The 24,241-nt window shown below is 68.9% G+C and carries 33 protein-coding genes; 25 read left to right on the forward strand and 8 right to left on the reverse strand.

Going from position 1 to position 24,241, the window contains the following annotated elements; translation table 11 throughout:
* Nucleotides 1-9: 9 nt before the first annotated feature.
* The gene (locus tag ACFYWS_RS20350) at nucleotides 10-945 is read right to left on the reverse strand and encodes a hypothetical protein (protein ID WP_389278222.1); all 936 of its coding nucleotides are present in this window, start codon (nucleotides 943-945) and stop codon (nucleotides 10-12) included.
* Between the two features lie 726 nt (nucleotides 946-1,671).
* Here ACFYWS_RS20350 and ACFYWS_RS20355 point away from each other — a divergent pair.
* From ACFYWS_RS20355 to ACFYWS_RS20405, 11 genes are all read left to right on the forward strand, one after another.
* A complete protein-coding gene (locus tag ACFYWS_RS20355) occupies nucleotides 1,672-1,848 on the forward strand; it encodes a hypothetical protein (protein ID WP_389278225.1) in 177 nt (58 codons plus the stop codon).
* 167 nt (nucleotides 1,849-2,015) lie between these two features.
* Nucleotides 2,016-3,071, forward strand: coding sequence for a ParB/RepB/Spo0J family partition protein (locus ACFYWS_RS20360; protein ID WP_389278227.1), 1,056 nt, complete (start codon nucleotides 2,016-2,018; stop codon nucleotides 3,069-3,071).
* Between the two features lie 57 nt (nucleotides 3,072-3,128).
* Nucleotides 3,129-3,329, forward strand: coding sequence for a hypothetical protein (locus ACFYWS_RS20365; protein ID WP_389278230.1), 201 nt, complete (start codon nucleotides 3,129-3,131; stop codon nucleotides 3,327-3,329).
* A gap of 255 nt (nucleotides 3,330-3,584) precedes the next feature.
* Nucleotides 3,585-3,911 (forward strand): hypothetical protein, encoded by a 327-nt coding sequence (locus ACFYWS_RS20370; RefSeq protein ID WP_389278233.1) that lies wholly within the window; start codon nucleotides 3,585-3,587, stop codon nucleotides 3,909-3,911.
* 11 nt (nucleotides 3,912-3,922) lie between these two features.
* Nucleotides 3,923-4,231: a hypothetical protein gene (locus tag ACFYWS_RS20375; protein ID WP_389278236.1), complete on the forward strand. Its 309-nt coding sequence runs from the start codon at nucleotides 3,923-3,925 to the stop codon at nucleotides 4,229-4,231.
* Complete coding sequence (locus ACFYWS_RS20380; protein ID WP_389278239.1) at nucleotides 4,228-4,389, forward strand: hypothetical protein; 162 nt, start codon at nucleotides 4,228-4,230, stop codon at nucleotides 4,387-4,389. The genes ACFYWS_RS20375 and ACFYWS_RS20380 overlap by 4 nt, the downstream gene beginning before the upstream one ends.
* On the forward strand, nucleotides 4,389-4,802 hold the full coding sequence (locus ACFYWS_RS20385; RefSeq protein WP_389278242.1) for a hypothetical protein: 414 nt from the start codon (nucleotides 4,389-4,391) through the stop codon (nucleotides 4,800-4,802). The genes ACFYWS_RS20380 and ACFYWS_RS20385 overlap by 1 nt, the downstream gene beginning before the upstream one ends.
* Nucleotides 4,803-5,005: 203 nt before the next feature.
* Complete coding sequence (locus ACFYWS_RS20390) at nucleotides 5,006-5,971, forward strand: DUF2637 domain-containing protein (RefSeq protein ID WP_389278245.1); 966 nt, start codon at nucleotides 5,006-5,008, stop codon at nucleotides 5,969-5,971.
* A gap of 59 nt (nucleotides 5,972-6,030) precedes the next feature.
* A complete protein-coding gene (locus tag ACFYWS_RS20395) occupies nucleotides 6,031-6,690 on the forward strand; it encodes a ParB/RepB/Spo0J family partition protein (RefSeq protein WP_389278248.1) in 660 nt (219 codons plus the stop codon).
* Complete coding sequence (locus ACFYWS_RS20400; protein WP_389278251.1) at nucleotides 6,687-8,138, forward strand: ParB N-terminal domain-containing protein; 1,452 nt, start codon at nucleotides 6,687-6,689, stop codon at nucleotides 8,136-8,138. The genes ACFYWS_RS20395 and ACFYWS_RS20400 overlap by 4 nt, the downstream gene beginning before the upstream one ends.
* Nucleotides 8,139-8,162: 24 nt before the next feature.
* Nucleotides 8,163-8,675: a hypothetical protein gene (locus ACFYWS_RS20405; RefSeq protein WP_389278254.1), complete on the forward strand. Its 513-nt coding sequence runs from the start codon at nucleotides 8,163-8,165 to the stop codon at nucleotides 8,673-8,675.
* 42 nt (nucleotides 8,676-8,717) lie between these two features.
* Here ACFYWS_RS20405 and ACFYWS_RS20410 read toward each other — a convergent pair whose 3' ends face one another.
* Together ACFYWS_RS20410 and ACFYWS_RS20415 are read right to left on the reverse strand one after the other, a co-directional pair.
* The gene (locus ACFYWS_RS20410; protein WP_389278257.1) at nucleotides 8,718-8,876 is read right to left on the reverse strand and encodes a hypothetical protein; all 159 of its coding nucleotides are present in this window, start codon (nucleotides 8,874-8,876) and stop codon (nucleotides 8,718-8,720) included.
* 35 nt (nucleotides 8,877-8,911) lie between these two features.
* Nucleotides 8,912-9,568 (reverse strand): hypothetical protein, encoded by a 657-nt coding sequence (locus ACFYWS_RS20415; protein WP_389278260.1) that lies wholly within the window; start codon nucleotides 9,566-9,568, stop codon nucleotides 8,912-8,914.
* 135 nt (nucleotides 9,569-9,703) lie between these two features.
* Between ACFYWS_RS20415 and ACFYWS_RS20420 the strand changes: the two genes are divergently transcribed.
* The 6 genes from ACFYWS_RS20420 (at nucleotide 9,704) to ACFYWS_RS20445 (ending at nucleotide 16,021) form a co-directional block, all read left to right on the forward strand.
* Complete coding sequence (locus tag ACFYWS_RS20420; protein WP_389278263.1) at nucleotides 9,704-10,249, forward strand: hypothetical protein; 546 nt, start codon at nucleotides 9,704-9,706, stop codon at nucleotides 10,247-10,249.
* A complete protein-coding gene (locus ACFYWS_RS20425; protein WP_389278267.1) occupies nucleotides 10,236-11,780 on the forward strand; it encodes a terminase large subunit domain-containing protein in 1,545 nt (514 codons plus the stop codon). Before ACFYWS_RS20420 ends, ACFYWS_RS20425 begins: the two co-directional genes overlap by 14 nt.
* A 64-nt stretch (nucleotides 11,781-11,844) precedes the next feature.
* The gene (locus ACFYWS_RS20430) at nucleotides 11,845-12,150 is read left to right on the forward strand and encodes a hypothetical protein (protein WP_389278270.1); all 306 of its coding nucleotides are present in this window, start codon (nucleotides 11,845-11,847) and stop codon (nucleotides 12,148-12,150) included.
* Between the two features lie 66 nt (nucleotides 12,151-12,216).
* The gene (locus tag ACFYWS_RS20435; protein WP_389278273.1) at nucleotides 12,217-12,642 is read left to right on the forward strand and encodes a hypothetical protein; all 426 of its coding nucleotides are present in this window, start codon (nucleotides 12,217-12,219) and stop codon (nucleotides 12,640-12,642) included.
* Between the two features lie 256 nt (nucleotides 12,643-12,898).
* Nucleotides 12,899-15,592, forward strand: coding sequence for a hypothetical protein (locus tag ACFYWS_RS20440; RefSeq protein WP_389278276.1), 2,694 nt, complete (start codon nucleotides 12,899-12,901; stop codon nucleotides 15,590-15,592).
* A gap of 102 nt (nucleotides 15,593-15,694) precedes the next feature.
* Nucleotides 15,695-16,021 (forward strand): hypothetical protein, encoded by a 327-nt coding sequence (locus ACFYWS_RS20445; protein ID WP_389278279.1) that lies wholly within the window; start codon nucleotides 15,695-15,697, stop codon nucleotides 16,019-16,021.
* Here ACFYWS_RS20445 and ACFYWS_RS20450 read toward each other — a convergent pair.
* Both ACFYWS_RS20450 and ACFYWS_RS20455 read right to left on the reverse strand, forming a co-directional pair.
* Nucleotides 16,006-16,221, reverse strand: coding sequence for a hypothetical protein (locus ACFYWS_RS20450; RefSeq protein ID WP_389278282.1), 216 nt, complete (start codon nucleotides 16,219-16,221; stop codon nucleotides 16,006-16,008). The two genes, ACFYWS_RS20445 and ACFYWS_RS20450, sit on opposite strands and share 16 nt — an antisense overlap.
* A gap of 86 nt (nucleotides 16,222-16,307) precedes the next feature.
* Nucleotides 16,308-16,559, reverse strand: coding sequence for a hypothetical protein (locus ACFYWS_RS20455; RefSeq protein WP_389278285.1), 252 nt, complete (start codon nucleotides 16,557-16,559; stop codon nucleotides 16,308-16,310).
* Nucleotides 16,560-17,370: 811 nt separating this feature from the next.
* Here ACFYWS_RS20455 and ACFYWS_RS20460 point away from each other — a divergent pair.
* The 6 genes from ACFYWS_RS20460 (at nucleotide 17,371) to ACFYWS_RS20485 (ending at nucleotide 21,226) form a co-directional block, all read left to right on the forward strand.
* Nucleotides 17,371-18,069, forward strand: coding sequence for a hypothetical protein (locus ACFYWS_RS20460; RefSeq protein WP_389278288.1), 699 nt, complete (start codon nucleotides 17,371-17,373; stop codon nucleotides 18,067-18,069).
* A gap of 126 nt (nucleotides 18,070-18,195) precedes the next feature.
* The gene (locus ACFYWS_RS20465; RefSeq protein WP_389278291.1) at nucleotides 18,196-18,618 is read left to right on the forward strand and encodes a head decoration protein; all 423 of its coding nucleotides are present in this window, start codon (nucleotides 18,196-18,198) and stop codon (nucleotides 18,616-18,618) included.
* Nucleotides 18,619-18,629: 11 nt separating this feature from the next.
* Nucleotides 18,630-19,679: a major capsid protein gene (locus ACFYWS_RS20470; RefSeq protein WP_389278294.1), complete on the forward strand. Its 1,050-nt coding sequence runs from the start codon at nucleotides 18,630-18,632 to the stop codon at nucleotides 19,677-19,679.
* A gap of 1 nt (nucleotide 19,680) precedes the next feature.
* Nucleotides 19,681-19,977 carry a hypothetical protein gene (locus tag ACFYWS_RS20475; protein ID WP_389278297.1) on the forward strand — a complete coding sequence of 99 codons (297 nt, stop codon included), beginning with the start codon at nucleotides 19,681-19,683 and terminating at the stop codon, nucleotides 19,975-19,977.
* Between the two features lie 56 nt (nucleotides 19,978-20,033).
* Nucleotides 20,034-20,366 (forward strand): hypothetical protein, encoded by a 333-nt coding sequence (locus ACFYWS_RS20480; protein WP_389278300.1) that lies wholly within the window; start codon nucleotides 20,034-20,036, stop codon nucleotides 20,364-20,366.
* Complete coding sequence (locus tag ACFYWS_RS20485) at nucleotides 20,366-21,226, forward strand: phage minor capsid protein (protein ID WP_389278302.1); 861 nt, start codon at nucleotides 20,366-20,368, stop codon at nucleotides 21,224-21,226. The genes ACFYWS_RS20480 and ACFYWS_RS20485 overlap by 1 nt, the downstream gene beginning before the upstream one ends.
* Here the strand turns inward: ACFYWS_RS20485 and ACFYWS_RS20490 are convergent.
* From ACFYWS_RS20490 to ACFYWS_RS20500, 3 genes are all read right to left on the reverse strand, one after another.
* Nucleotides 21,195-21,572, reverse strand: coding sequence for a hypothetical protein (locus ACFYWS_RS20490; protein WP_389278305.1), 378 nt, complete (start codon nucleotides 21,570-21,572; stop codon nucleotides 21,195-21,197). The genes ACFYWS_RS20485 and ACFYWS_RS20490 overlap by 32 nt on opposite strands.
* A gap of 114 nt (nucleotides 21,573-21,686) precedes the next feature.
* Entirely contained in the window at nucleotides 21,687-22,007 is a 321-nt protein-coding gene (locus ACFYWS_RS20495) for a 4a-hydroxytetrahydrobiopterin dehydratase (protein WP_389278308.1), read from the reverse strand.
* 3 nt (nucleotides 22,008-22,010) lie between these two features.
* Nucleotides 22,011-23,255: a Twin-arginine translocation pathway signal gene (locus ACFYWS_RS20500; RefSeq protein WP_389278311.1), complete on the reverse strand. Its 1,245-nt coding sequence runs from the start codon at nucleotides 23,253-23,255 to the stop codon at nucleotides 22,011-22,013.
* 205 nt (nucleotides 23,256-23,460) lie between these two features.
* Here ACFYWS_RS20500 and ACFYWS_RS20505 point away from each other — a divergent pair, with 205 nt between their 5' ends.
* Together ACFYWS_RS20505 and fxlA are read left to right on the forward strand one after the other, a co-directional pair.
* Nucleotides 23,461-23,889: an ATP-binding protein gene (locus ACFYWS_RS20505; protein WP_389278314.1), complete on the forward strand. Its 429-nt coding sequence runs from the start codon at nucleotides 23,461-23,463 to the stop codon at nucleotides 23,887-23,889.
* Nucleotides 23,890-24,023: 134 nt separating this feature from the next.
* A complete protein-coding gene (gene fxlA / locus ACFYWS_RS20510) occupies nucleotides 24,024-24,212 on the forward strand; it encodes an FxLD family lanthipeptide (protein ID WP_389278317.1) in 189 nt (62 codons plus the stop codon).
* Nucleotides 24,213-24,241 lie beyond the last annotated feature (29 nt).

Here is a 24,241-nt window from a genome sequence, read left to right on the forward strand (position 1 = left end):
AGGCGTGGGCTAGGGCCGCACGTTGTGGTCGGGCGAGTTGGCCCACCAGTAGATCAGGGCGTCTCTGGACTCGGCCCCGACCTTCTTTCTCAGGACGCGGACCTGCTCGTCGAGCCAGGTCTCGCTGATGCCGCATTCCTTGGCCGCGACGCGCCTGGGCCTGCCCAGACACAGCTGGCGCAGGATGGCCCGCTGGGTGGGATTGGTGACCAGGTTCGCCCGCTCGGCGCCGCCGCGGCTGCTCGCCCGGCCGCCGAGCCAGGGGTCGGCGCTCTCCCAGTACAGGTCGAAGATGGAGGCGACGAAGTCGCAGGCCAGTGCGTGGCGGATCATCAGCGACTGGTCGGGGACCGTGGAGCCTGCCTTGTCGCGGACCGCCACGAATGCGGCCTGCATGTCGAACATGATGATGCGGGGGAAGGGGATGCTCAGGGTGCGTATCTCGCCCCCGAGTTCGGCCATCTCGCGCGCCCACCCGCCGACGGTGGACAGCCGGCGCACCGACGAGTGGTACAGCGTGCGCATCGTCAGCCCGCGGCCGAGTGCCTGGGGGTCGCGGGTGCGGGAGCGTTCGAGGTCTTCGGCGGTGCGCGGTCCGGGCTGGGCGGTACGGATGATGCGCTGCGCAGCAAACTGCTGCTCGGCGATCCGCGCGTTGACGAGCTTCTTCCCGACGAGCAATTCCACCGAGTCGGAGGAGCGGGAGTGCGCGTAGTGGTCACGTAGGTGCGCCATGAACTGAGGCAGTTCGCCGAGGTAGTTGGTGGCGGCATTCAGCTGCTGGTACGCGAAGTCGACAAGCTGTCGTTGGCTGTGCTCGGGGTCGACCGCCACGTAGTGGTCGCGATCGTAAGGGTGAGGAACGGCCAGGCCCGCCCGCAGGAGATCTTCCAGCCCAGGGGTGTCGGGCGTGACGCTTTCTCCGCCGAGGACGCTCAGGTACACGCCGATTGTCTGCGGCGACAGATTTGGCAGCTGGGGTAGCTCGGGCAAGTAAACCCCCGGATAAGGCCAGGTGAGCAAAGCATCAGGTTCCAACTGCGACAGGATCGCATAACGTCACTTGCAGTTGATCTCTGGGGGCTACGCGAGTAACTCCCCCCGGATGCCGGGTGTTTCACAAGTCGGCCCGGCGTCTCTTCTCTCATCTGTCGTGTTGAAGGAACCCGTCCATGTCTTTCTTTTCCAAGTCCTTTGCTGTAGCTGCCTCGTGCGCCGCCTTGACGGTCCTCGCTCTCGGTGGTTCAGCCGCAGCGGCGACGGCAACTGTCGCGGCAGACGCCGCAGGTGACGGCGTATCGATCGTGCAGGTCACGCCCGTTGAGTCGGCGCCCGCGCCGACGGCGGACGGGCAGCCCGTCTCCAGTGGTGCCGATGAGGCGCCTGTCCCGTCCGATGGGAGCGGTACCACCTCCGACGGAACCGGTGCGGCCTCGGACGCCTCGTTCGTCACTCCGATGGACACCTCCTGGTAACTCCCAACTCATGAGCACCGGATGCGAAGGCGGGGGCCCTCGCGTCCGGTGCTGAACGCCTGGGGAGGCGTTCGATGCAGGCGCCTGGGGAGGCGCCAGCTGGGGGGAGTGGAGCCAGTGGTGGCAGACGTGCTTTTGCGCGCGAGCCGGTGTGAGGAGTGAGAACAGGGCGCAGGCCGCCCGGGGGAGGAACCACGTGGCAGTCGATCCGGCGCGCATTCGCCGGAACATGCAGGAGGCCGAGCGGTCGCAGCGCGTCGGACTCGGGGAGCAGGACGCGGAGGCCGTATTGAAGGTGCTGGCCGTCGTGATGGATGAAGGGCTGCGCGAGGACGAGCGGAGGGGTGCTGTGGCGCTGCGGGCCGCGGGCTGAACATTGCTCTGTGCGGGGGCGGGCGCCGAGGCGCCCGCCCCTCTTCACGGCTCTGACCTGGGAAAATGCTCAGAAAATTCTTGCCCCCCACCCCAAATGCAGCTAGAATAAGAGCATGAAAGGGAGGGGGATCGGCCCCCTCCCGGACCAGCCTCTTGGGAGATGCTGTGGCCATCCGCACCCTGTCCGTCGAGAAGATCCACCGCAACGAGACCCAGCCCCGCGAGCACTTCGACCAGGAGCGCCTGCAGGAGCTCGCCGCCTCCATCGAGCGGTTCGGCCTGATGCAGCCCATCGAGGTGCGCCGCGACCGCGAGGCGGGCGGCTATCAGATCGTCTCCGGCGAGCGCCGCTGGCGGGCCCACGGCATCGCCGGCCTCACCGAGATCAAGGCGACCATCATCGACGACGACGAGTCCGGTGACGACCTGGAGATGTACAAGCGGTCCATCTCCGAGAACATCAACCGCGCCGACATGACCCCGCTGGAGGAGGCCAAGGCCTTCAAGCGGCTCCTCGATGACGAGGAGGACGCCACCCCGGCCTCCGTCGCCAAGGAGTTCGGCAAGTCCGTCCAGTTCGTGAACCTGCGCCTGGCCCTGCTCAACCTCACCGACGAGATCCGCGAGCACGTCAACTCCGGCGCGATCGGCACCCAGGCCGCCGTCCAGATCGCCGCTTTGACCCCCGGCAATCAGCGGGCCGTCCTCGCCAAGTGGGCTAAGGGCGCCTTCGCGGGGGACAACGAGCTCGTTCACTTCGCGTATGCCCTGCGTCAGCAGCAGGACCAGGTCGTGGCGATGATCGTCGAGGACATGAGCCCCGAGGAGAAGGAGGAGCGCAAGCGCGAGCGGGAGGCCACGCGCAAGCAGCTCGACAAGGTCGAGCAGCTGGCGAACCTGCTCGACGAGCTGACCAGGGCTGACCCGGCCAAGCTCGCCGTCGCGCTGGAGGGTGAGGTCGGCGCCCGCCTGGACCAGGTGGACCGGGTCGCCGAGCTCGTCGGCAAGGCCCGCTTCGTCCTGCGGCAGGCAAAGGCGCACGCCGAGGCCCGCGAGATCGCCGTCAACCCCGAGGCGAACGCCCCCGTCCGGGGCGGCCAGCCGCAGGCCCCCGCCGACCAGGAGCCGCAGGCCGACGCCGAGCAGGCGCCCGCCGACGCCGACCAGGAGCCGCAGGCCGACGCCGGGCCCGAGCGCGACCGCGACGCCGAGGAGGCCTGACCCGCACCACGGCCCGCCCCGACCGGGGCGGGCCCCGCCGCACACGAAGGAGACGCAGTGAACGACCGTGACGAGCGCCCCGACTGGGGGCAGATGAAGCCCGACGAGTTCGGCCGCCCCGTCGCCGCACGCCAGGACGCCCTGTTCCTGGTTGACGCCGCCGACGCGTGCGGCACCGAGGCGCTGGACGGGCTCGGCTTCGGCGCCATCCTGTGGGCCTCCCCGTCGACCCCGACCGGTGCACCCCCCGCACAATAAATGTGCCACAACACTCGTACGTGGTACGTTCGGCGCGTTGATCGGGAACGGCCAGCAGCCGCGGTCCCGGCCCGATCAACGCGCCGTGGCATACGGCATCCCCACGGTGTCTGGCGGGTGGCAACCCCCCCGCGCCCTGCCCGCCAGACGCCGGCCCCGCCCCATGCGGGACCACCGCGGGATGCCCACCACGACTTGCGACCGGACCCGCCCCGCCGACAGGTGAGGCGGGTCCCCGCATCCCCCGGAGGATCAATGGCCCTGCAGTACAAGGCCGATGAGGCCGCCGACCCGCAGCTGTTCGAGCGCCTGATGGTCGAACGCTACGGACCACTCGCCAAGCTCCTGTCCGAACGCCGAGCCAGGCCCCGAACGAGCCGGAACGATCCGATGCCCAGCAACCCTGACCCCGACGCCGAGCGCCACTGCGCCGACCTGCTCGCCGCACTCGACGGCATCGGAGTCGAAGCCGCCATCGCCAAACAGGCCGAGCGGACCCCGCCCTACCCCGGCGCCGTGTGGTGTGAACCGTGCGAAAGCTGGTGCACCCCGCAGGGCATCTGCGGCTGCAACAACCGCTGAGGACCGCACAGTTGCCCAACCAGCCCACCCTTGAGCAGATCCGGCACCTCATCGGCCACGCCGAATACCGGGTGCTCACCCCGGACGAATCCGCCCGCCTGCGCAAGGGGGTTGAGGCCCTGGCGGCCAGCCGCAGCGGACTGGCCGCCAGGGTCGACCAACTCACCAGCATGCTCGCCGCAGGCACCAGCCCCACCCGCGCCACATGCCCCACCTGCCGGGCCGAACCAGGCACGAACTGCCGGGCCCGCGACGAGCGGCCCCTGCGCGGATGGCACCGCTCCCGCATCAAAGCCACCCAGGAGACCGACCCCCAGTGAGAACCGCCACCGCCCTCGCCCTGGCGTTCCTGCTCGCCTCGGGCATGCCGCTCGGCCGGATCGCCTGCCGCCGAGACCCCGGACCGCTGCGCGCCCGCGACGCCGACACCTGTACTTGTCGCGGCGACACCCCGCTCGTCACCGAGGACACGCACTGATGGCCGATCGCACGATCCTGCTGGCCGTCCAGGTCACCGCCGACACCGGCACCTACGCCGACGCCGACGACCTGGCCGCCCACGTCACCGGATGGATCGACACCGCGCTCGACGACCGTGACGGCCTACGCGCCCGCACCCTCACCCGCCTCGACCCCGGCGACCGTGAACCCGCCCAGTACGCCACCGACGAGTACGGGACCCCCTGCTACCGGCACACCGACCCCGATGGCGACCGGCTCCTCGTCGCAGCATCCGACATTCCCCAGCAGGGGCCAGGCATCTACTTCCGCACCACCACCGCCGGGGTGTCCATCCCGCTCGACCAGCTCGGCCCCTTCACCGCCCGGCTGCCCGTCATCGCCGACGTCGCCCGCACCGAGCACGCCCGCAACAGCAGCGGCCAGCAGTAACCAGCAGCAGCCGCAGCACAAGCGAAAGCCAGACAGCAGGAGCGGCAGTGGCACGAGCGCGGCAACAGCAGTTCCCAGCAGCGCAGTTGATGGGGGCGCAGCAGCACACCAGCACTACGGTGAGCGGCACACCCACAACGAAACGGCCCCCGACGGTGCGGACACACCGGCCGGGGGCCTGAGCAGCAGGAGGCGTAACTCCCGTGCCTGTTCCGTACCGTACCGCGCACGCCGGCAGCAGCCCCGGCCCGGTGATCAGACGACTCGTCACCCCCGCCTTCCTGCTGGCGGTCGTGCTATTCGAGTCGGTCGGCTTCCGCCTGTCCTACGAGGCCCTGCACCACATCGCCGTCGAGAACGGCGTCAGCCAGGACTCCGCCTGGATGTTCCCCTTCCTCGTCGACGGCGGAATCGTCCTGGGATCCCTGGGCGTGGTGCGGGCCGTGGTCGGCCGCCGCTCCTCGACCGGTTACTGGGCGGTCGTGGCCATCTTCACGCTCACCAGCTGGGCCTTCAACGTCTCCAACGCCCCCGCAACGCCAGGCGGTTGGGCAGTAGCCACCGTCGCCCCCTTCGCGCAGATGATCGCGCTGGAGCTCGGCATGCAGGAGCTTCGCACCTTGCTGGCACCTCGCTCACCCGCCCCGCCCGCGGCCGCCGCTACGGGCCCGCTGCAGGGCGACGAGCAGCAGCGTCGCGAGCCTGCACAGCAGCAGCACGACGGTGGGCATCAGGACCAGCAGCAGCACGACGGACAGCACCGCGGCGAACAGCAGGACCAGCAGCAGCCCGACGGCGAACAGCAGGACCAGCAGCAGCCCGACGGCGAACAGCAGGAGCAGCAGGAGCAGCAGGAGCAGCAGGAGCAGCAGGAGCAGCAGGAGCAGCAGGGGGACGAGCAAGAGGACGACCAGCAGCAGGACGAGCAACACAAGCCGCCCCGGCAGCAGCCCGCCCCGCTCCCCGACACCAGCAAGCCGTGGCCGGTGCTGTACGCCCAGTGCGCTACCGAAGAAGACCGCCTCGTGCTGACCGCCGAAGCACTCGCTGGCCGCCCCAAGCTGACGGCCCCTCAATGGTCGCTCGACATAGGGAAGTCGGAGACCCGCTGCCGTGATCTCCTGCGCGCCGCCCGCAAGCTGCAGAAGGATCTCGTCCCCGCCAAGTGATCCTCTAAGGTGGCGGGCGTAGGGCGCGGGGGAACGCCTCCTACACGAAGGACGCCCACGTGAGTGCTGCGCCCGCCAACATCCCGCCCTCGCTGGTCGACCTGACGGTGCCGGTCGACGACCTCAACCCGTACCACCGCAACCCGCGCACCGGCGACGTCGCCGCTATCGCGGAATCGCTGCGCGTCAACGGCCAGTACAAGGCCATCGTCGTCAACCGCGGTACCCACACCGGCCGCCCCAACGAGATCTTGGCGGGCAACCACACCTTCACCGCCGCCAAGGAACTCGGCTGGGACGGCATCGCCGCCACCTGGGTCGACGTCGACGACGAAGCCGCGGCCCGCATCGTCATCGTCGACAACCGCACCTCCGACCTTGCCGGATACGACTCGGCGCTGCTCGCCGACATCCTCGCCGACCTGCCCCACCTCGACGGCACGGGCTATGACCAGGACGCCCTGGACGAACTCCTCGACGACGACTCCCTGCCCGAGCCGATCACCCTGCCCTCCGACGGGCAGGGCAGCGGCGAGGTCGCCCAGGTTGAGTACCTGCAGTGGGGCTACCTGCAGTGGTCCACCACCCGCGTACGCATCACCGCCGAAGAGGTCGAAGCCCTCAACGGCATCTACCAGCGGTACGTCGACGAGTCGAACTCCGACCTCGGCTTTGGCTGGCACGTGCTGCAGCAGGAGCACAAGGAGACGCCGGCATGAGCGTGAGCATCCCCACCACCACCTTCCACGAGTCGTATCCGCTCAAGGACCTGCGTCCGGCCGACTACAACCCGCGCCGCCTGTCCCAGGCCGCGTTCGAACGCCTCAAGGTGTCCATCGGGCGTCACGGCATCGTCAAGCCGGTCATCCTCAACGCCAACGGGACACTGGTCGCAGGTCACCAGCGAACCAAGGGCATGACCGCGCTCGGCCTCACCCACACCCCGGCCGTCATGCTCGGCAAGACGGTCCGCCTGCAGGACGAGATCCAGTTCAACCTCCTGCACAACCGCGTGGAGACCGAAGCGTCCGTCGTCTACGCCGAGCCCGGCGAGATCGGCACCTGGTCGTGGGTGCCGTGGCAGTCCATCCGCGTCGAGGAGCGCAAGAACCTCTCCTTCATCAACGCCATCGCGCAGATGGCGGCCGCGCACGGCCCGTGGGGCTCGGTGGTCATGGACGACCAGGGCCGCATCTTCCTCAACGCCGAATACGCGGTCGTCGCCGCCGCCCACCGCTTCGACGTCCTGGCCTGGACGGTGCCCTCCTCGGACGCAGGCCAGCTGTACGGCGACCTCACCGGCGAGTACGGCGTCTACGACTGGTCCGCCATCGAGGAGCAGGCCCCCGTCTACAACCAGCACATCGTGCAACCCAAACGGCTGCGCAAGTTCTCCTCCAAGGCCAAGGCCGGGAAACTCGCCTACGGCTCCGAGACCTGGGACCGCCTCGTCACCCCCTGGCTCACCCCCGAACACCGGGTCGTCGACTTCGGCGCCGGGTACGGCGACTACGCCAAGATGCTGCGCTCCAAGGACTTCCAGGTGTGGGACTACGAGCCCTACCGGTGCGTGCAGGGCTCCTACGCCGTTGACATCAAGGCAGTCGTCGCAGCGATCCGGGGCATCGAGAAGGAGCTGAACGGCCGCGGCCTGTTCGACACCGTCGTCCTGGACTCCGTCATCAACGCCACCACCTCCCTGGACTACCAGCACTGGGTGATGGTCACCGTGAACGCCCTGTGCGCGGCCGACGGCGGCCTCTACCTGGGCACCCGCAACCTGGCCCGCGAAAAGAGCGTCGAACAGCAAAAGCGCGTCACCTCCACCGCCGGCGTCACCCACATGAGCTTCCTCGACGACGACAACGTCGAGATGAACTTCGTGAAGGGCAAGTGGCAGAAGCTGCGCTTCCACACCCCGGACTCGCTGGAGCCGCTGCTGCGCGGCTACTTCGCCGACGTGCGGATCTCCGACCGGTCCGGCGCCAACCTCAAGGCCGTCTGCAAGGGGCCGCTGCCGCTCCCCGAACAGGAATACCGGAAAGCCTTCGACGAAGAATTCAATATGCCGTACCCGAATGGATACCGGCACGACCGACATAGGGAATTGGTCGAAATTTTGATAAAATTGGTAAAGGAAAGGAACTCATCCTTCAAGTATTCCTGAGAATTCCGAGGGGGGAATTACCGAATGCCGCCCAAGCCCGTGCGCATCTACGTCGAGCAGCGCCAGAGACACGCCATCCTCTGGCTCGCAGGCGTCCGCCACATCGACCTCACCCAGCACTGCCTGCGCACCTTCGGCCAGCCCGACCGGCCCCGCATCGACCTCGACCGCCGAGGCCAAACCCTGCACCTGCCCACCGACAACCCGCCACTCGCCTGGTACCTGTGCGCCCTCCCGCACCCCTGGAACTGGCACAAGAACGCCCACCTCGCGTTCGAGCACGTCCCCGGCTACCACTGGGAAGGCGACGCCCTCGTGCCCGGCCTCCATGTCAGCATCCAAGAGGCCCGTCCCATCACCGGCTGGGGCGAACACAACATCCCCGCCGAAGCGCCGCTGCGCTCCTCCACCCGCTACCGAACCTGCCGCAACTGGCAGTTCGCGTGGTGGCTCCGCCACAACCGCAACGCCCCGGACGCGCCACCCATGCCGCCCGACCCGCCCCAAGGAAACCCCGACCAGCTGTCGCTGATCTGAACGCACGTGGGGGCGCGGCCTACGCTGCGCCCCCACGCTCGTCTACCGCTCGCGAGGCGGGAAGACGCGACGCCAGGCGTCCCTCAACTTCCCCAACGCCTCCACCATCGTGGTGGCCTCTCTGGCCAACCGGCCCACCAGCAACACCACCAGCGCCAGGCTCTCTACGAAGAGCAGCACCATCACCATTGGGCTATCCACAGCCGCATCCGTCCTTGTACGGGCAGGATGCACGCTCAGGCCGCGCGGTCGCCTCCCGCAGGCGCCAACGCCGCAGCCTCCACGTCATCCCTGGTCGTCAACTGGCACACGGGAGCCAGCAATCCAGGTGCTCGAGGAACGACGGGCACGGTGAGGCGCCGGATGCCGCAGACCATCGCCAGAGGCGGAGGCGCCTCACGCCGAGATCCGGACAGGTCCACGTCGCCCTGCAGATGACGACGATGCTCTGCGAGCCACTGCTCCAGAGCCGTCGCCGACTCGAACAGGGTGATGGCCTGCCGGAGTGCGGCAGCATCAATGAGGAGGGGTGTCCCCGGGGGCGGATCGCCCCGCAGCGGGGCCGACCCCGGCCGCCTGAGGTGATGGGCCTCGTCGACGATCACGAGAGCAGAGACGAGCGTCTTGCCCCCGCCGGTGATATACAACTCCGTCGTTAAGCGGCGCCCAGTGTCGAGCCAGTCTCCCCAGTCAAGACCGAGTTGAGTCGGAGGCAGCTTGCGGCAATCAGTCCAGCTGACCAGTTGATCGAAGAGTGCAGTCAGGACGTCGGACTCGTACGTCTCCTCCGCAGTCGGCGGAGTGATCTTCAGTGCCGCGTCGAGCGACAAGGCGACGGAATGCGGAGGTACCTGCACCGCATCCGTTGCACCCTGTGCCCAACTGCCGCTCATACGGACAAAGTAGCGGCGCACTGGTGAGCGTGAGGCCGTTTCGCCAACACTGCCAGCGACCATCGCCGGGGCGGGGTCAGACCGATACGGGATCATGGGCGTGGGCGCGGGGGCGCTACGAGGAGGACAGCCCCCGTGGGACGCCCCGACAAGGCCGCCCGCGCCGCGATCGCGCAGCGGCGCGCCGACGCGATCGAACTACGCCTGGCCGGTGTGGACTGGCTCACCGTCGCCCGCAAGCTCGCCGCCGACCCAGCCGTCAACTCCGACCGCATCGCCTACCCGCACGGCTACGGCGTCGACCGCTACCGCAAGGGCCAGGAACCCCCTGCCGACGAGCAGTTGATCAACGCGGCGTGCAAGGACGTCCGCCTTGCCCTCAAGGAGCGCGCCGCCGACCAGGAGGACAAGGCCGACGAGCTGCGCGCCATCGAGAACGCCCGCCTCGACAAGCTGTTCTTCGTCGCCTACCGGCAGGCCGTCAAGGACAACCACCTCCCGGCCATCGACCGAGCCCTGCGGATCATGGAGCGGCGTGCGCGTCTCCTCGGCCTCGACCAGCCCGGCCGCACCGAGCTGACCGGCGCCGGCGGCGCCCCCATCGAGATCGCCACGACCGCCCTCGATGAGCTCGAAGCTCTCATCGCCATCAGCGAGGAGGCCGCTCGTGGCAGCGAATGACCGCGAGCAGCGCCTCCTCGACCTCTACCGCGCCCAACCGCCGGACCAGCGCCGCGACATGGCCGCCCAGGCGTCCCCGCGGCTGCGCGGCCTCCTCGCCCGCATCGAGCGCGACATCGCAATGGACGCGTCGCCGGGCGCACTCGCCGCTGTCCTCACGGAACGCCGCGAGATGCAGGCCCGCCACCTCCACCTCATCGACCAGGCGTGGATCGACATGGCCGAGGGCCGCGCCGACCGCGTCATGCTCACCATGCCGCCCCGACACGGCAAGTCGCGGCGCGCCTCCAGGTGGGCGCCCTTGTGGTTCCTGCGCCGCTTCCCCCACCGCCGCGTCATGATCGCCTCTTACACCGCCTCGCTCGCTGACGAGCACGGCCGGTGGATCCGCGACGCCATCGACACGTGGGGCGACCAGCTCGGCATCCAGCTGCGGCCCGGCTCCAAGGCGGCCAACCGCTTCGATCTCCTCGGTCACGACGGCGGCCTGGCCGCATCCGGCATCGGTGGGTCCCTCACCGGTAAGGGCGCCGACATCGCCCTCGTCGACGACCCCGTCAAGGACATGGCCGACGCCGACTCCCCGACGATGCGCCGCAAGACGTGGGAGTGGTGGCAGTCCGTCCTGCAGACCCGCCTCGAACCCGACGGCGCGATCTGCGTCATCCAGACCCGGTGGAACGAGGACGACCTCGCCGGGCGCATCATCGCCGACGCCGAGGCCAACGAGTGGCGCGTCCTGAACCTGCCCGCCCTCGCTGACTCGCCCGACGACCCGCTCGGCCGCCCCATCGGGCAACCCCTGTGGCCCGAACGCTTCGATGCCGACCACCACGCCAAGACCCGCCGCCGCGTCGGCGAACGCGTCTGGGCCGCCCTCTACCAGCAGCAGCCCCGCCCGCCGGAGGGAGGCGTCTGGTCCCGCGCCTGGATCACCGACAACCGGTGCACCGTCGTCGAGTTCGGCGGCCTCGACATGGCCCGCATCATTGTCTCCGTCGACCCCGCCGGCGGAGAGTCCGCCGTCGGCGACGAAACCGGCATCGTCGCCGCGGCCCGCTCCTACGACGGCCACCTGTACGTCCTCGAAGACCGCTCCGCGTCCATGGGCGCCAACGACTGGGGTCTTGCCGCCTGCCGCCTCGCCCTCTCCCTCAAGGCCGATGCCATCGCCGTGGAGAAGAACTACGGCGGAGACATGGCCCGGCAGGTCATCCACCAGGCGTGGGAGCAGCTGCGCCGCCAGGGCGTCACCGCGGGCCTCCTCATGCCGATGGTCCTCGAAGTCACCGCGAAGCACGGCAAACGCCTCAGAGCGGAACCCATCGCCCAGCTCTACGAACAGGGCCTCGTTCACCACGTCGGCCAATTCCCGCAGTTGGAGGAGCAGATGGTCACCTGGGTCACCGGCATGGACAGCCCCGACCGCATGGACGCAGCGGTCCACGCACTCACCGAACTCGCCGACCCCGACCAGCTCGCCACCGGCCGCAGCCCGCTCGCCGACAACCGCCTCGAAGGGCGCCGATGACCCCGGAAACGGCCTGATAAAGACAACAGCCGCAACGGGCCCACCGCTGCTAACGTCACCGGCCATGACGATCAGGGGGAGATCCACCGGCGTGCTCGCCTGCATAGCTGCCGCCGTGCTGCTGTCCGGCTGCACCGACAGCAGCCCGAAGCCACCCACCAACAAGGAGATCAAAGCGTCGGCGCAGGCCCGCATCGACCGCTCGCTCCTGGACGGCCGCAAGGCCCAACTGGCCATAGTCCAGAACGACATCACACCCTCCGGCGGCTTCTGCCAGAAGCTGTGGGACAAGAAGCCCAAGGCCGACCAGAAGAAGTTCACCAAGGCGGCGTGGCTCTCTGGCTGCGTGGACAGCCCCGAGAGCCCCTAAAGGCCTGTCCCGTAACTGCTGGTCACGGCATATTCTGTGTCCCTTCACCGTGATTGAGGGGCATGCATGAAGCAGCGTCTGACCGCTATGGTCCTCTTCTGTCTCGGTACAGGACTCCTCGCCGGATGCTCCTCGGAGGGGGCGCCCCACGCAGTGAGCCGCTTCGATCTGGTGGGACGCTGGCATGCTGGCGGTTCGTGCGGTTCATCTCTCGAACTGGGAGAGGACGGTTCGGCTGGGTGGAAGCGGTGGGCCACTGGCTACAGCGTGGACAAGGGCCATATCACCGGCAGACAAAGCGGGAACGGGACCTGGACGCTGGAGAGCTATCAAGGTCAGCAGGAGCTCGACGTGAAAAGAGGCGACACTTCTGAGTCGCTGACGATGCTGCAGGATGAGGGCCGACTGACCCTCCTGCAGATACCGGGAGAGGACCCGGACAACAGCATCGGCTGCCGTTTCACGCGGATCGACGATCACAAGGCCAACTGACGGCTCGGCCCGTTCTTCTCGCGCTGCCGTAGCTCGTCCTACTCGTGCGCTTCGGCCGTGACACCCGGTTCACCGGCACACAGAGCGCGTACATCTCGCGGGCGACGACCACGGACGTGTCATGGCCGCGCCGCGCGCCCGCCGAACTGTGCCCCACTGGGGCACGGCTTGAGCCCTCCGCCTCGCAGGGCCGCCCCTGGGCGAGTGCGTATCCTGAACGCGCGGGCGCGGGGCCTGACATTGCCGGAGGGCAACTGTGGGCCTGCGCACCCTCGTTGTGGACGCCTGGAGCTGGTTGAACTACAAGCCGGTCATGGTCGAACCGGACCGGCCGGTCAACCGCCGAGTGTTTCCGGAGCTGGCCAACCAGTGGGTGCCCGACGACGAACTGCGCCGCCTGGCCGCCTACAAGCTGCTCGCCGCCTACGACTCGAACCAGGCCGGGCAGCTCGCCGCCGTCGCCGGTGACGACAAGGCCGCGCAGCGCCGCGAACTCGGCGACCCGGCCAAGCTCATCGACACCGCCCTCGGCTACCTGCTGGGCTCCGAGCAGTCCATCGTCGTTCCCGGCGCCGAGCACGCCGAAGACGACGATCCGACACCGGACGTCCTGCAGGCCGCCGATCTGCAGGAGCGGCTGCGCGAGTGGGCTGACAAGGAGCTGCTGCCGCTGCGCGTGCAGCAAGCCGAACGCTGCGCCGTCCGGGCCGGTGACGGCGTCTACACACTGGCCTGGGACCCGGCCAAGCAGCGGGCTCTGCTGCGCACCTTCGACCCCGGCTTCTACTTCCCCGAGTGGGACGAAGGCGAGCAGGACGCGCAGGAGTACCCGACCCGCGTGCACTTTGCGTGGGAGCTTCCCGAGGACACTCGCCGCGGCCTCAAGCCGCGTGTACGGCGCATCACCTACGAGCTGGCGCCCATCCGGCCGGCCACCACGCCCGCCACCGCACCGGACGGGGCCCCCTACCGCGACATCCTCATCGCCGAGGATGGTTCGTGGCTGCTGACCACGGGCGACAGCATCGACCCGTACAGCGGGCACATCACCCGCACCTACCCGTGGGCGCCCGGCAAACCGTCCACCGTCGCCTGCTACCTCACCGACGGCGAATGGCTCCTCGACGACCTCAAGGGCAGTCACGACGTTTACAACCTGCCCGCCGACAAGGCCCGATACCGGGTTCGCTCCGACGGCGAGGTCCTGCACGGCCTGGACCTCATGGTCGACTTCATCCCCGTCGTCCACGTCCCGAACTCCATCCCGGACGGCGGGGAGCACTGGGGCAAGTCGACGCTGGCGACCGTGCTGCAGCTCCTCGACGAACTCGCCGCCACCGACACCGACTCCGCGTCCGCGTCCGCGACCACCGGCACCCCGATCATCGGCCTCGCCGGTGCCCGCCTGCCCGTCGACCGGGCCACCGGCCAGCCGCTCCCCGTCGCCGTCGAAGCCGGAACGGTGTGGCAGCTCGCCGACGGCGGCAGCATGTCCACCCTCAACACCGCCCCCCAGCTCGCCGAACTCCGCTCCCGAGTCGACCACTTGATCGACCGCATCGCCGGGAACTCCCGCCTCACCACAGCCGGACTCGGCACCCTCGACCCGTCCGCCGTGCCCTCCGGGTACGCGCTGCAGCTCGCCCTCGGCCCCCTCGACGCGCTCGTCGCCTCCATGCGCCTGGCCCGCGACCACAAGTACAAGCTGCTGCTGCGCATGGTGCAGCGAATCCACCAGGCCGGGCAGGTATGGCCCGCCGGCGAGACCCTTCCCGCCCAGCTGGCGTGGGGCCCGCACACCCCTACCGACCGCACCGCCATCCTCGACGAAGCCACCAAGGGCTACACGGCGAACGTGTTCACCCCTGGAGACCGTCGTACGGATGCTGCAGGACGCCGGATACCCCATCGAGGACGTCAACGCCGAGATCGAGGCCATCCAGTCCCGCGCCTTCGACGCCGCAGCCCGCCTCGCCGACGCCACCGGCGACAACGCGGCCGTACGCGACTACCTCGGACTGCCCGCAGCGGACCCCGAGCTCCCGGAAGTACCGCTCGTGCCGACGCCCGGCACCCCGGAGGAGCCCGACGGGGACGACTGAACAGGCAGCGGCCGGTCCTCCTGCAGGGCGTCCATCACCCGCACGAGATGGTTCAGCGAGCGGACACGATTCGGGCGCCGCCACCACGCGGCGAAGTACAGGTTCTGGGCGGCCCCGGCGAGTTCGAGCAGCGCCTTCAGCTTGTCGGCCTCACTCCGCTCGGAGATCCACACCCAGCGGGATGTGACCGCGAACCGGATCGCCACGTCGCGCAGCCTGAACACGAAGGACAGGGGCGCAGTACTGTCGGCCAGCTCCTTGGTGGCCTCGGCCAACTGCTGCCGCCACCGTTCACCCTCACGTTCGAAGCCTTCCCGTACGGGAGCGGTCGCATCCTGCGGGATCACCAGGCTGCTCAGGCGCGAACCGGCAACAAGGAGCGTGAGGATGGCGGTCCCGAACCGCTCGCGGGCCTGATGGCCAGCCTGAATCCGCCGGTTGCGGGCTTCGAGCCGCGGTACCACGGTCAGGCTGGCCACGGTCGTCGTGAGGATGGCGGTGACGACGGCGATGAGGAGAGTGCTGAACCAGTTGGGCATGGGCGGCAGTGTGGCCGCCTCTCCGATGCTGCCGGTCACTTTCGTGAAGCTGCCCCGATCAGCCCGCCCACCCGATCTCACGCACCTCGATCGCGCCCGCGTGCGGCATGTACTGCACCCAGCAGCGCGCGCCGAACGCCTCCCGGATCTCCTCGACCGACCCCGGATCGCGGACGTCCGGGAAGCCGTACGGCGACCGTCGTACGCGCTCGATCAGTGCCAACACTTCGCGCCGCGCCTCCGCTGTCGGCAGCTCCGCCATCACCTCGACGGCCAGATCCTCAAACACCATCCCGTGGCTGTGCATAACGCCCCCTTGTGATCCACAGGGGCGCCACGGTAGGGCCTGCGACACGGGAACGTGTGTGCCTGTGGATAACCTGCCTTCCGGCATCAAGGAGGGGCGCACCTATGCGTGACGAAGGGCCGATCAGTGACCGGGAGCTGCACGACGCACTCTCCCGGTGGGAGTCCATAGTTGAGGCGGAGGCAAAGGTCATCGATGATCTGATCGACGAGCCGCCCTCCGGGGCCCCGCTCCCGGAGGGGCCCATGGGGGAGCAGGTCGCGCTCGGCCGCTTGTTGAAGGAAGTGCTGGGGCCCTCCCCGGTCACCTCGGAGGAGATACAGGCCAGAGATCCCGCACGCATAGAGCGGACCAGGGAAGCCATGCTGCAAGAGGTGCGGCGCCTCCAGGCGGAGCGCGAGCAGGACGTGGACGGTCAGGCCGCCTCGTAGTCGTGGGCACGGCCGCCGCGCCAGGTCACGAACGACGGATCGTCGAGCAGCATCTCCGCATCGGGCAGGCCCGCCCGGCGCAGGAACTCCAGCACGTCCGCGTCGCTGTGGGCCAGGCCCAGGATCTCGCCGCGCACCGTCACCCGCCGGCCGCCCGTACCGAGCGGCGGGTGCACGACGATCGCGGCATCCTGCGCCATGACTCCAGGGTGCGACGGGCCAAGCACTCCAGCCACCCGAGCCGGGTACCGCGCGCGGTGGCCTGTGCTGAGGAGTGCAGGAACGATTAGCCCTGCGGGGTGCCCTTATCCGGCTGCGGATGGCGCACAGCCTGCCGGAGCTGCTTCTCCACCTGGTAGCGGCTCAGGCCTTGCTCCTCGGCGTACGCGGTAACTGAGGCCTGTGCAATGGCCGCCGCGTCGAACCACTTCGTACGCTGCGCGGCGCGCCCTTCGTCGTCGAGGCCCGCTATCTTGCGGCCCTCCTCGTCAGCCTCGCGCTGCAGCCGGATCAGGTCCTCGGGAAGGTCATTCGCCACGAGCGGATCCTAAGCGGCCGACGTAGCCGGCGCGCGGCAAGGAAGCGAGGCGAGCGCGCGGTCAGAGCATGTCCTCGAACGTCAGCTGCGTTCCTTGGGCGTCTGACTTCGTGCAGTCGGCGCACTGGCACGCCTTGCACTGGTCGGGTATTGGCTCCCACTTCCCGTAGGGGCGCAATCGCCCCCCGACGGTGGGAAGGATCCGCGCTGCCTTGGCGGCGTCCATGAGGAATCTCGCACACCCATTGACGGGTAGTCGCACATCAAGGTCAGCGAACGGCCCCAAATCGATTGGTTCTCTGGCCAGGGGTACGAAGGCGGTGTACTTCAGGAACAGCGGGTGGTGCCTGTACCTGAAGGCACCTACCGGATCTCTCAGTAAGGCCCAGCGGGGGCGACTTTGGATGATTTGGAGGTGCAGCTGAGTGATCGTGATGGGCGTCTCGCCCTGGTTCCTCAGGTGCACAGCAACCATGTTTGTCGAGGGGGACGAAAGGGAGGTGCTGAGCTTGTGACGGCACTTCAGTTTGGGCTTCTTGCGGCGATAGGTCGCATACGAGACGGACATGTTGATAGCAGTGAACAACGCACTGCCTGCAGCGATCATCCGTGCGACGTTGTCTGGCTGGGCCACCGTGGTCCCCCTTCCTATCTCAAGTAGCCGTGCCCAAGGCATCGCCAGATGGAATCACAGCTACACCTGACCTGAGGAAACCTTGAGCATCAGATAACGACTGTTGTCCGGCACAGAGTTGGCGATCTGCCGTGTCGTGGCCACAGCTACACTGGTCGTCGGCGCGGGGGCGCTGTGTTGGAGGACACCACCGACATGCCCCGCCCGCTGCCTGACCCGAAGACGCCGCTCGGTTACCGGCGTGACGGCCGCCCGGTCTTTCCAATCCTGGGCGCGGACCCGACCGATCCGTCCAACGCCCAGCTTCCCGCCGCCGGCGAGCCTCCGGTGACGGCCGTCGACCAGGAAACCCTGTCGCGGCTGCTGGCCCGCGAGAAGGACCAGGGCGGGCGTACGGCCGTCAAGAAGCTTTTGGAGACTCTGGGCTTCGACAAGCCCGACGACCTGTCGGCGTTTGTGACGGCGCAGCGGCAGGCCGAGCAGGCCAAGCTGAGCGAGGCCGAGCGGCGCGAGCAGGATGCCGCGCAAGCCATCCTGGTCGCCGAGGCCCGCGAGCGTGCCGCTGCGGCCCGTGAGCGTCAGGCCTCGCGCCGTGCCGCGCTGGTTGCTTTGGGTGCCAGCGGCGACGACCTGGCCGACGCGGAACGCCTCCTGGCCGTCGACGACGAAGCCGACGAGCGGACGGTCTCGGATGCGGCCGCCGCCCTCAAGACCCGCCGCCCCGAGCTGTTCGCGGCCGTGCAGCCGGCCGCTGCGCCGCCCGCGCCGGGAGGCTCCCCGGCCGGCGGCCCGCCGCCGCGCGGCACCAGCCAGCCCAAGCCGGGATCGGCCGGTCTGGACATGGCGCGCAGGCGCGGCCACATCGCCGCCGACTAGCGGCCCCCTCGTGCTTCCCACCGGCGGGACAAGGCCGGATCCAGGGACCACGCCCTGCCCCGCTCGTGGACGACGCCACCTGGTGAGCGTGCGCCGCCATCCGCTGACCCTTGTGGAGCAGGAGCTATGTCCATTCAGCCTGTCTCTCGGTCGAGCACGTACACCGCGAACCGTGACTGGCTCGCGTCGCTGCACGGCACCGACCAGACCGAGACGATCACTCTCGACCTGACCAAGTTCACGTCCGGCACCCACTACGCGCCGTCGACGGATTCCACGCAGCCCTACTCGCGGTTCCTGTCCGGGGTGCCGGTCGGGCGTATCACCGCGTCCGGCCTGTACGGGCTGTGGAACAAGGCGAACACCGACGGCACGCAGGTCCTCGCGGGCTTCGTGTTCGCCGAGACGTTCTTCGCGCCCGGCCAGACGAAGGTTCCGGCCGCCCTGCTGTGGCACGGCTCCGTGTTCGCGGCCAAGGTCACCGGCGGCGCCATCGTCCCGGCCGACGTGGTCCCGTCGTCCTCGTCCGCCCAGATCCGCTTCGTCTAAGGAGGCACCCCATGACCGTTCAGGACCTCCTCAAGGACATCTCCGTCCGGGACCTGACGACGTTCGCCCGCGCCATCCCCACCCCCGAAGACTTCCTGCTGCAGCGCCTGGTGTTCCCGGCGCTGAAGGTCAACGAGGTGAAGTGGCGGATCCGGGACAACGGCCGCTACGTGAACACGGCGAAGTACCGGGCGTACGACGCCAGCGTGCCGATCGCGTCCCGTGAGGCGTGGTCGAACGTGAAGGAAGGCGCGCTCATCGAGATGGGCCAGAAGCTCATCGTCGGAGAGCAGGAGCAGCTGCTCCTCGATGCGGAGCGCGGCGCCGACCAGGACCGGCTGATCGAGCTGCTGTACGACGATGTCGAGCGGCACGTGGAGTCGGTGCAGTCGCGTGTCGAGCTCGCGGCGGGCGACGTCCTCCTCGACGGGAAGCTGTCCATCAACGAGAACCGTCTGATCACCGAGGCCGACTTCGGGATGCCTGCCGGGAACCGGGTCACCGCGGCGGTGCCGTGGACGGACTCGGAGAACTCGGATCCGATCGCGGATGAGCTGGGCTGGCTGCAGTACCTCGACGACCTCGGGGTGCCGGAGCCGGAGTTCGTGATCACGTCGAAGAAGGCGTACGCGACGCTCGCCAACAACGCGGCCTACCGGGCGGCGTTCTACGGGTCGGTGAGCCCGTCGACGACGCCGACGGCCACGCTGAACCCGGCGCAGGTGGAGTCGGTGCGCGCCACCTACAACCTGCCGCCCATCCAGTTCTACAAGGCGCAGGTCCGTGTGGACGGGGTGGCGCAGAAGGTGCTGCCGGACACGGTATGGATCTACGTGCCGCCGCAGCGGGAGAAGTGGGCGCAGATCCAGTGGGGCCGCACCTGGGACTCGCTGAACCTGACGCGGGGCACGAACCCGGAGATCGTGCGGGAGGATGCGCCGGGCCTGATCGTCACCCGCGGAGTGCAGACCGACCCGGGCCAGATCTGGACGAAGGTCGCCGCCGCGGCGATGCCGGTGATGCACACGCCGGACGCGCACCTGGTTGCGACGGTGATCTGACATGCGTCGACTGGCCACCACGGTGCACGTGTACGACCCCGAGAGCCACCAGCGGGTCATCCTCCTGGCAGGCGAGGAGCCGTCTGCCGAGCTGGCGAAGCTGATCACGGCTCCGTTGGTGTGGGAGGACGACAGCGACGACGCCGACGATCTGGTGGAGGAGGCCCCGGCCCCCGAGCCTGCGCCTTCCGCCCCGGAGCCCGCCCCAGAACCGGAGCCGACCCCGGACCCGATGGTGAAGAAGGAGCTGGCGGCCCCAGCGAAGCCCGCCCGCCGCCGCAAGACCGGCGACGAGTAGAACCCCTGGCCCGGCCCGCCCCAGCGGGCCGGGCCAGCCCGTGAACAGGAGACGCCGTGACGCCTGCCGTCCTGGCCTGGCTGCAGTCCACCCTCGGTCCCGGCACCGCCGACGCCGCCGACCTGGAGACCCGCTACACGCGGCTCGGCTCCGCCAAGCAGGTCGCGCTCGAAGTGCTGTCCGAGCGGCGGGCCCGCCTGCTCGCCGACCCGCTGCGCCTGACCGTCGACGGCGTGGTCACCCTCGACAACAGCAATAACCTCACCGGCCTGGAACGGCAGATCGCCGACGTGCAGGACGCGACCGCACCCGACCAGACGGCAGACGATGACGCGCTGCCCGAGCTCGTGGTCGCCCCGCTCGCCCGTGACGACCGCAGGTGCCGGTAGTGGCCCGCGACTTCGGTCCGCTCACCCCCGGTGACGCCGGCGTGGTCGCGGCCCGTGTCTCCGCCGTCCTGGACGACGCCTGGCGGAGGCTCGCCGCCCGGCAGCGGGCCGTGCTCGCCGCGGTCGCCGACCCGCGCCAGGCCCGGCAGATCACCGGCCGTCTCGCCCAATTCCAGGCGGCAATCGACGACTTCCGGCAGCGGGTCGACACGGAGGCCCGCGCGTTCGTCACCGGGCAGCTGCCGCACCTGTACGAGCAGGGCGCACAGAACGCCGCGCATGCGACCGGTGGCCGGTTCACATGGACGCTGCTGCACGCCCAGGCCCTGCAGTCCCTTGCCTCCGACACCTACGCCGATTTCCTGGCCCGCTCGCAGGAGGAGCAGCGGATGGCGTCCGCGTTCTACCGCGCCGTCAGGGCGGCGGCACGCCGCGAGATACCACTGCTGGCGGCGGGGAACATGACGGCACGGCAGGCCGCCCGGCAGCTCGCCCAGCGGCTGGCCGCCGAACACCAACTCAGGCACGTGGTCTACCGGAACGGGACGCGGATGCCCGTGCAGGAGTGGGCGGAGATGGCGACGCTCACCAAGAGCGCCGTGGCCTACAACACGGGCACCCTCAACCGCAGCCGTGAGGCGGGCGTCGAGTGGGTAGAGGTGTTCGACGGGCTGGGCTGCGGGTGGACCACTCACACCGACCCCGACAAGGCGACGGGGACGCTACGGACAGTGGAGGAGGCCGCGTCGTGGCCGATCTCCCACCCTCGATGCCGTCGTGGTTTCGGGCCGAGGCCAGATGTGGACGTTGTTGAGGTGCGCGACCAGTTCAGCCGGTCAAGGACTGCTCGACTTCCATGATTCCGCGCCATGCTCGCAGCGCATGCAGCATGGACTCCAGCTCCTCTTCCAGCTGCTGGACAGCGTGCGGGGCCGTGATGTTGTAGTGGGACTGGTCAATAACGATCTCAACCCGCCCCTGGCCAGGGACCCCGTCCTCATTGCTGCTGGTGCAGAGGGTGGCTGTGAAACCGTCCCACGATGGGGCGCCCAGAGCGAACTCGCGGTCCGGTAGCACATCTGCAGTCTTCGCCATGTGGACGATGTTGCCGATCGTGTCTCCGGTGCTCCGTTCCTCGTCGTCGTGCCAGTCGCACCAGTTCGGGCAGCTGAAGGAGATCTTCTTGAAACGTGCCTTATCTGACATAGATGCAGTATCTGGTGGTAGATCGCTGCAAACACTGATGTGGCCTGGAAGCGTTGTCCGCGTCCCACCGTCGGCGTAACTCGGTTGGGAGGGGGCCTGCCTACAGCGGGCTTGCTACCCTCCGACAGGCTCGGCGCCGTGAGCCTCGGCGATGGCGTCGATGCGGTGCGCCAAGTCGAAGTCGGCGGCGGTGAGTTTGTGTCCGGCGTCGTGGGTGGTGATGCCGAACCGCACGCGTCCCCATCGGAGGTCGATGTCGGCATGATGCCCGATCAGCCGCTCGACGTCGGCAACGTGCACGATCATCGCGACACCGCCGTGATACCGGATCCCGTAGGTGCGTGTGATCTCGTCACCGTCGCGGCGCCAGCCCGGAGCGCCGTCGAGTGCGATCACGATTTCGTCCTCGGTCAGCGGGATCGGGTTGTCTGCCACGCCTTAGCTCTCCTCGGTCACGGTTGCCAGGACGTCGTTGAGTTCCTGGCCGATCGGGGCATCCTGCCACGGGCGCATGGCCCGCTGAAGAGTGCTCAGTTCCCGGCGCATACGTGCGGACCTGGTTTCTACCGCGATGTCGGCGACGTCGCGCGCGATGTGGACGGCTTGATCGGGGTCCTTGGCGACAGCTGCGGCGGTAGCCTGCCGCGCCATGTAGACACCACGGTCCCGGCGGGCTGTCTCCGGCACGATGTCCAGAACCTGCGACCACAGAGCGCCTGCCTCACGGCCGAGGCCGAGCCGCCCGTAGCAGGTGGCCCGCTGCACTTCCAGGTAACCGGGAGTACGTCGGCAGGCGTTTCCCCAGGGCAGGTCGTCATCAACTCGCGAGAGCAGACTGTCCGCGCCATCGATCAACTCGTCGACCGTGTCGCGGTCGTTGGTGAGGCTGGCGCCGTGGGCTTGCTGCTGCATCGCCATGATGCGCACCTTGGGGACCAGGAGCCGCTCGTCTTCGCGCGCGGCCTCGCACAGGTCTATGACCGCGGCGCCGTCTCCGAGATCTGTCCTGACTTGCGCCTGGTTGACGAGGCTGTAGCCGATGAGGTGCGGATCTCTTGACCGCATGGCGATCTCTTGGGTGACGCCACGCCAGAAGCTTGCGCCCTGCATGTCGCCGGCGTCCTGGTAGAGCCAGCCGACGAGTGCCGCGTAGGCCGCGCCTACACGGAGTAGACCGCGCCGGGTCTCGCCTTTGGCGGAGCGCACCAGCTTGTCGATCAACTGGTATTGCGCTGACACGGTGCCGATGAGGTCGTGAGGTCCGAGGAGCATGTCGGCCCGGTAGTGCCCCTCCAACTGCTCTTGGAAGTAGCCGATCAGGGCGGGGTCGACGTGTTGCGGCCTGACGGGCCCGGCCACCAGCGCGGCGGCTGTGACGGACACGAAGGACCTGCGTTTCATGTCTGCCTCTTCGTGGTGCTCGGGACGGATCCAGCCCGGCGGGGTGGTGAATCCGAGATCTTCAGGCCAACTACCGAGGGCGTCGTGGATGACCAACGCCGTGTCTTCGGAGGGCCATCCCGGTCGCTCGCCTTCCCACCGGCGCCAGGTACGTGGCGACACGTTGAAATGGCGGTCGTCGAGGAGCTGTTGGCCGTGCTCGGACAGAGCGGCGGCGGCTCGCTCGACGCTTCGCCAGCCAGCTCGAAGCCGGGCTGCTTTCAGCGCATCGTTGCGGCCCACACGTCCAGTCTGAGGTGTCATGGCGCCCACTCCCGGCCATGGCCGCAACGTGGCCACGCATGGCCACGGCATGGCCTAGTTCCGCTTCACCGTGCGTAGACATCATCCAACTGTGAGCAGTGGACATGTAGCGAACCCGAGAGATTTCCCTGTCAGCCGTGGGACGCGCCTTCTTGCACCGCTCGATGAAGAAGGTGACGCGTCCGTGGCTACCTGCAAACCGACCGCGATGCCCCCGGAGGTGGCCGAGTGGTCCATGCGCTACACGATGGCGCATCAAGTGGTGCCGCTGGTGCGGCTCCACGCTCGACGCCAGCTGGTGATGTGGCGGTGGCCTGGTGACCAGCAGGAGGCCACGCTCATCGTGTCCGAACTCGTCACCAACGCCATCAACCACGGTCGCGTGGTTGGCCACATGATGACCGTCCGTCTCGCGATCCTGGAGGACGGCGGGCTGCTCATCGACGTGTCGGATCCGGTTCCGGGCCTGTCTCCTTCCCGCGAACACCGGGGAGCTGCCGACGAGCGCGAATGCGGAAGAGGACTCGACGTTATCCGTGCCCTGGGCGGCGCCGTGTCCTGGTTCTTGCGTGACGGCGGCGGCAAGACGGTCCGCGTGCACCTGTCCGCGTAGGGCGCTCGCGGTGCGGTGCTCGCGCACCCGGCTGCCCCGCCCCCCGTGGAGGGGCAGCCGGTCGCGGGAGTCCCGCGCTCTCCGCCCGCCGACCGTGCGGGTGTCCATGATCGACCCACGTTGGAGGCACCAGCATGCCTGCACAGACCAGCACGGCACCCCAGGCCGCCCCGGCTCAGCCCCCGGCCGCGAAGGACCTGGCGGAACTCGCGGATGAGTGGCAGCTGTCCGTGACCATCACGGGCGCTCCGCGCATCGTCATCAGCGACTGCGACACCAGCGACGGCTGCAAGTCGACGTGCGCGTCGTCCTGCGCCAGCTGACCGATCCGTACAGCGGTGCGGGGGACAGG

It is taken from the genome of Streptomyces sp. NPDC002795 (assembly GCF_042888725.1).
Classification (GTDB): domain Bacteria; phylum Actinomycetota; class Actinomycetes; order Streptomycetales; family Streptomycetaceae; genus Streptomyces.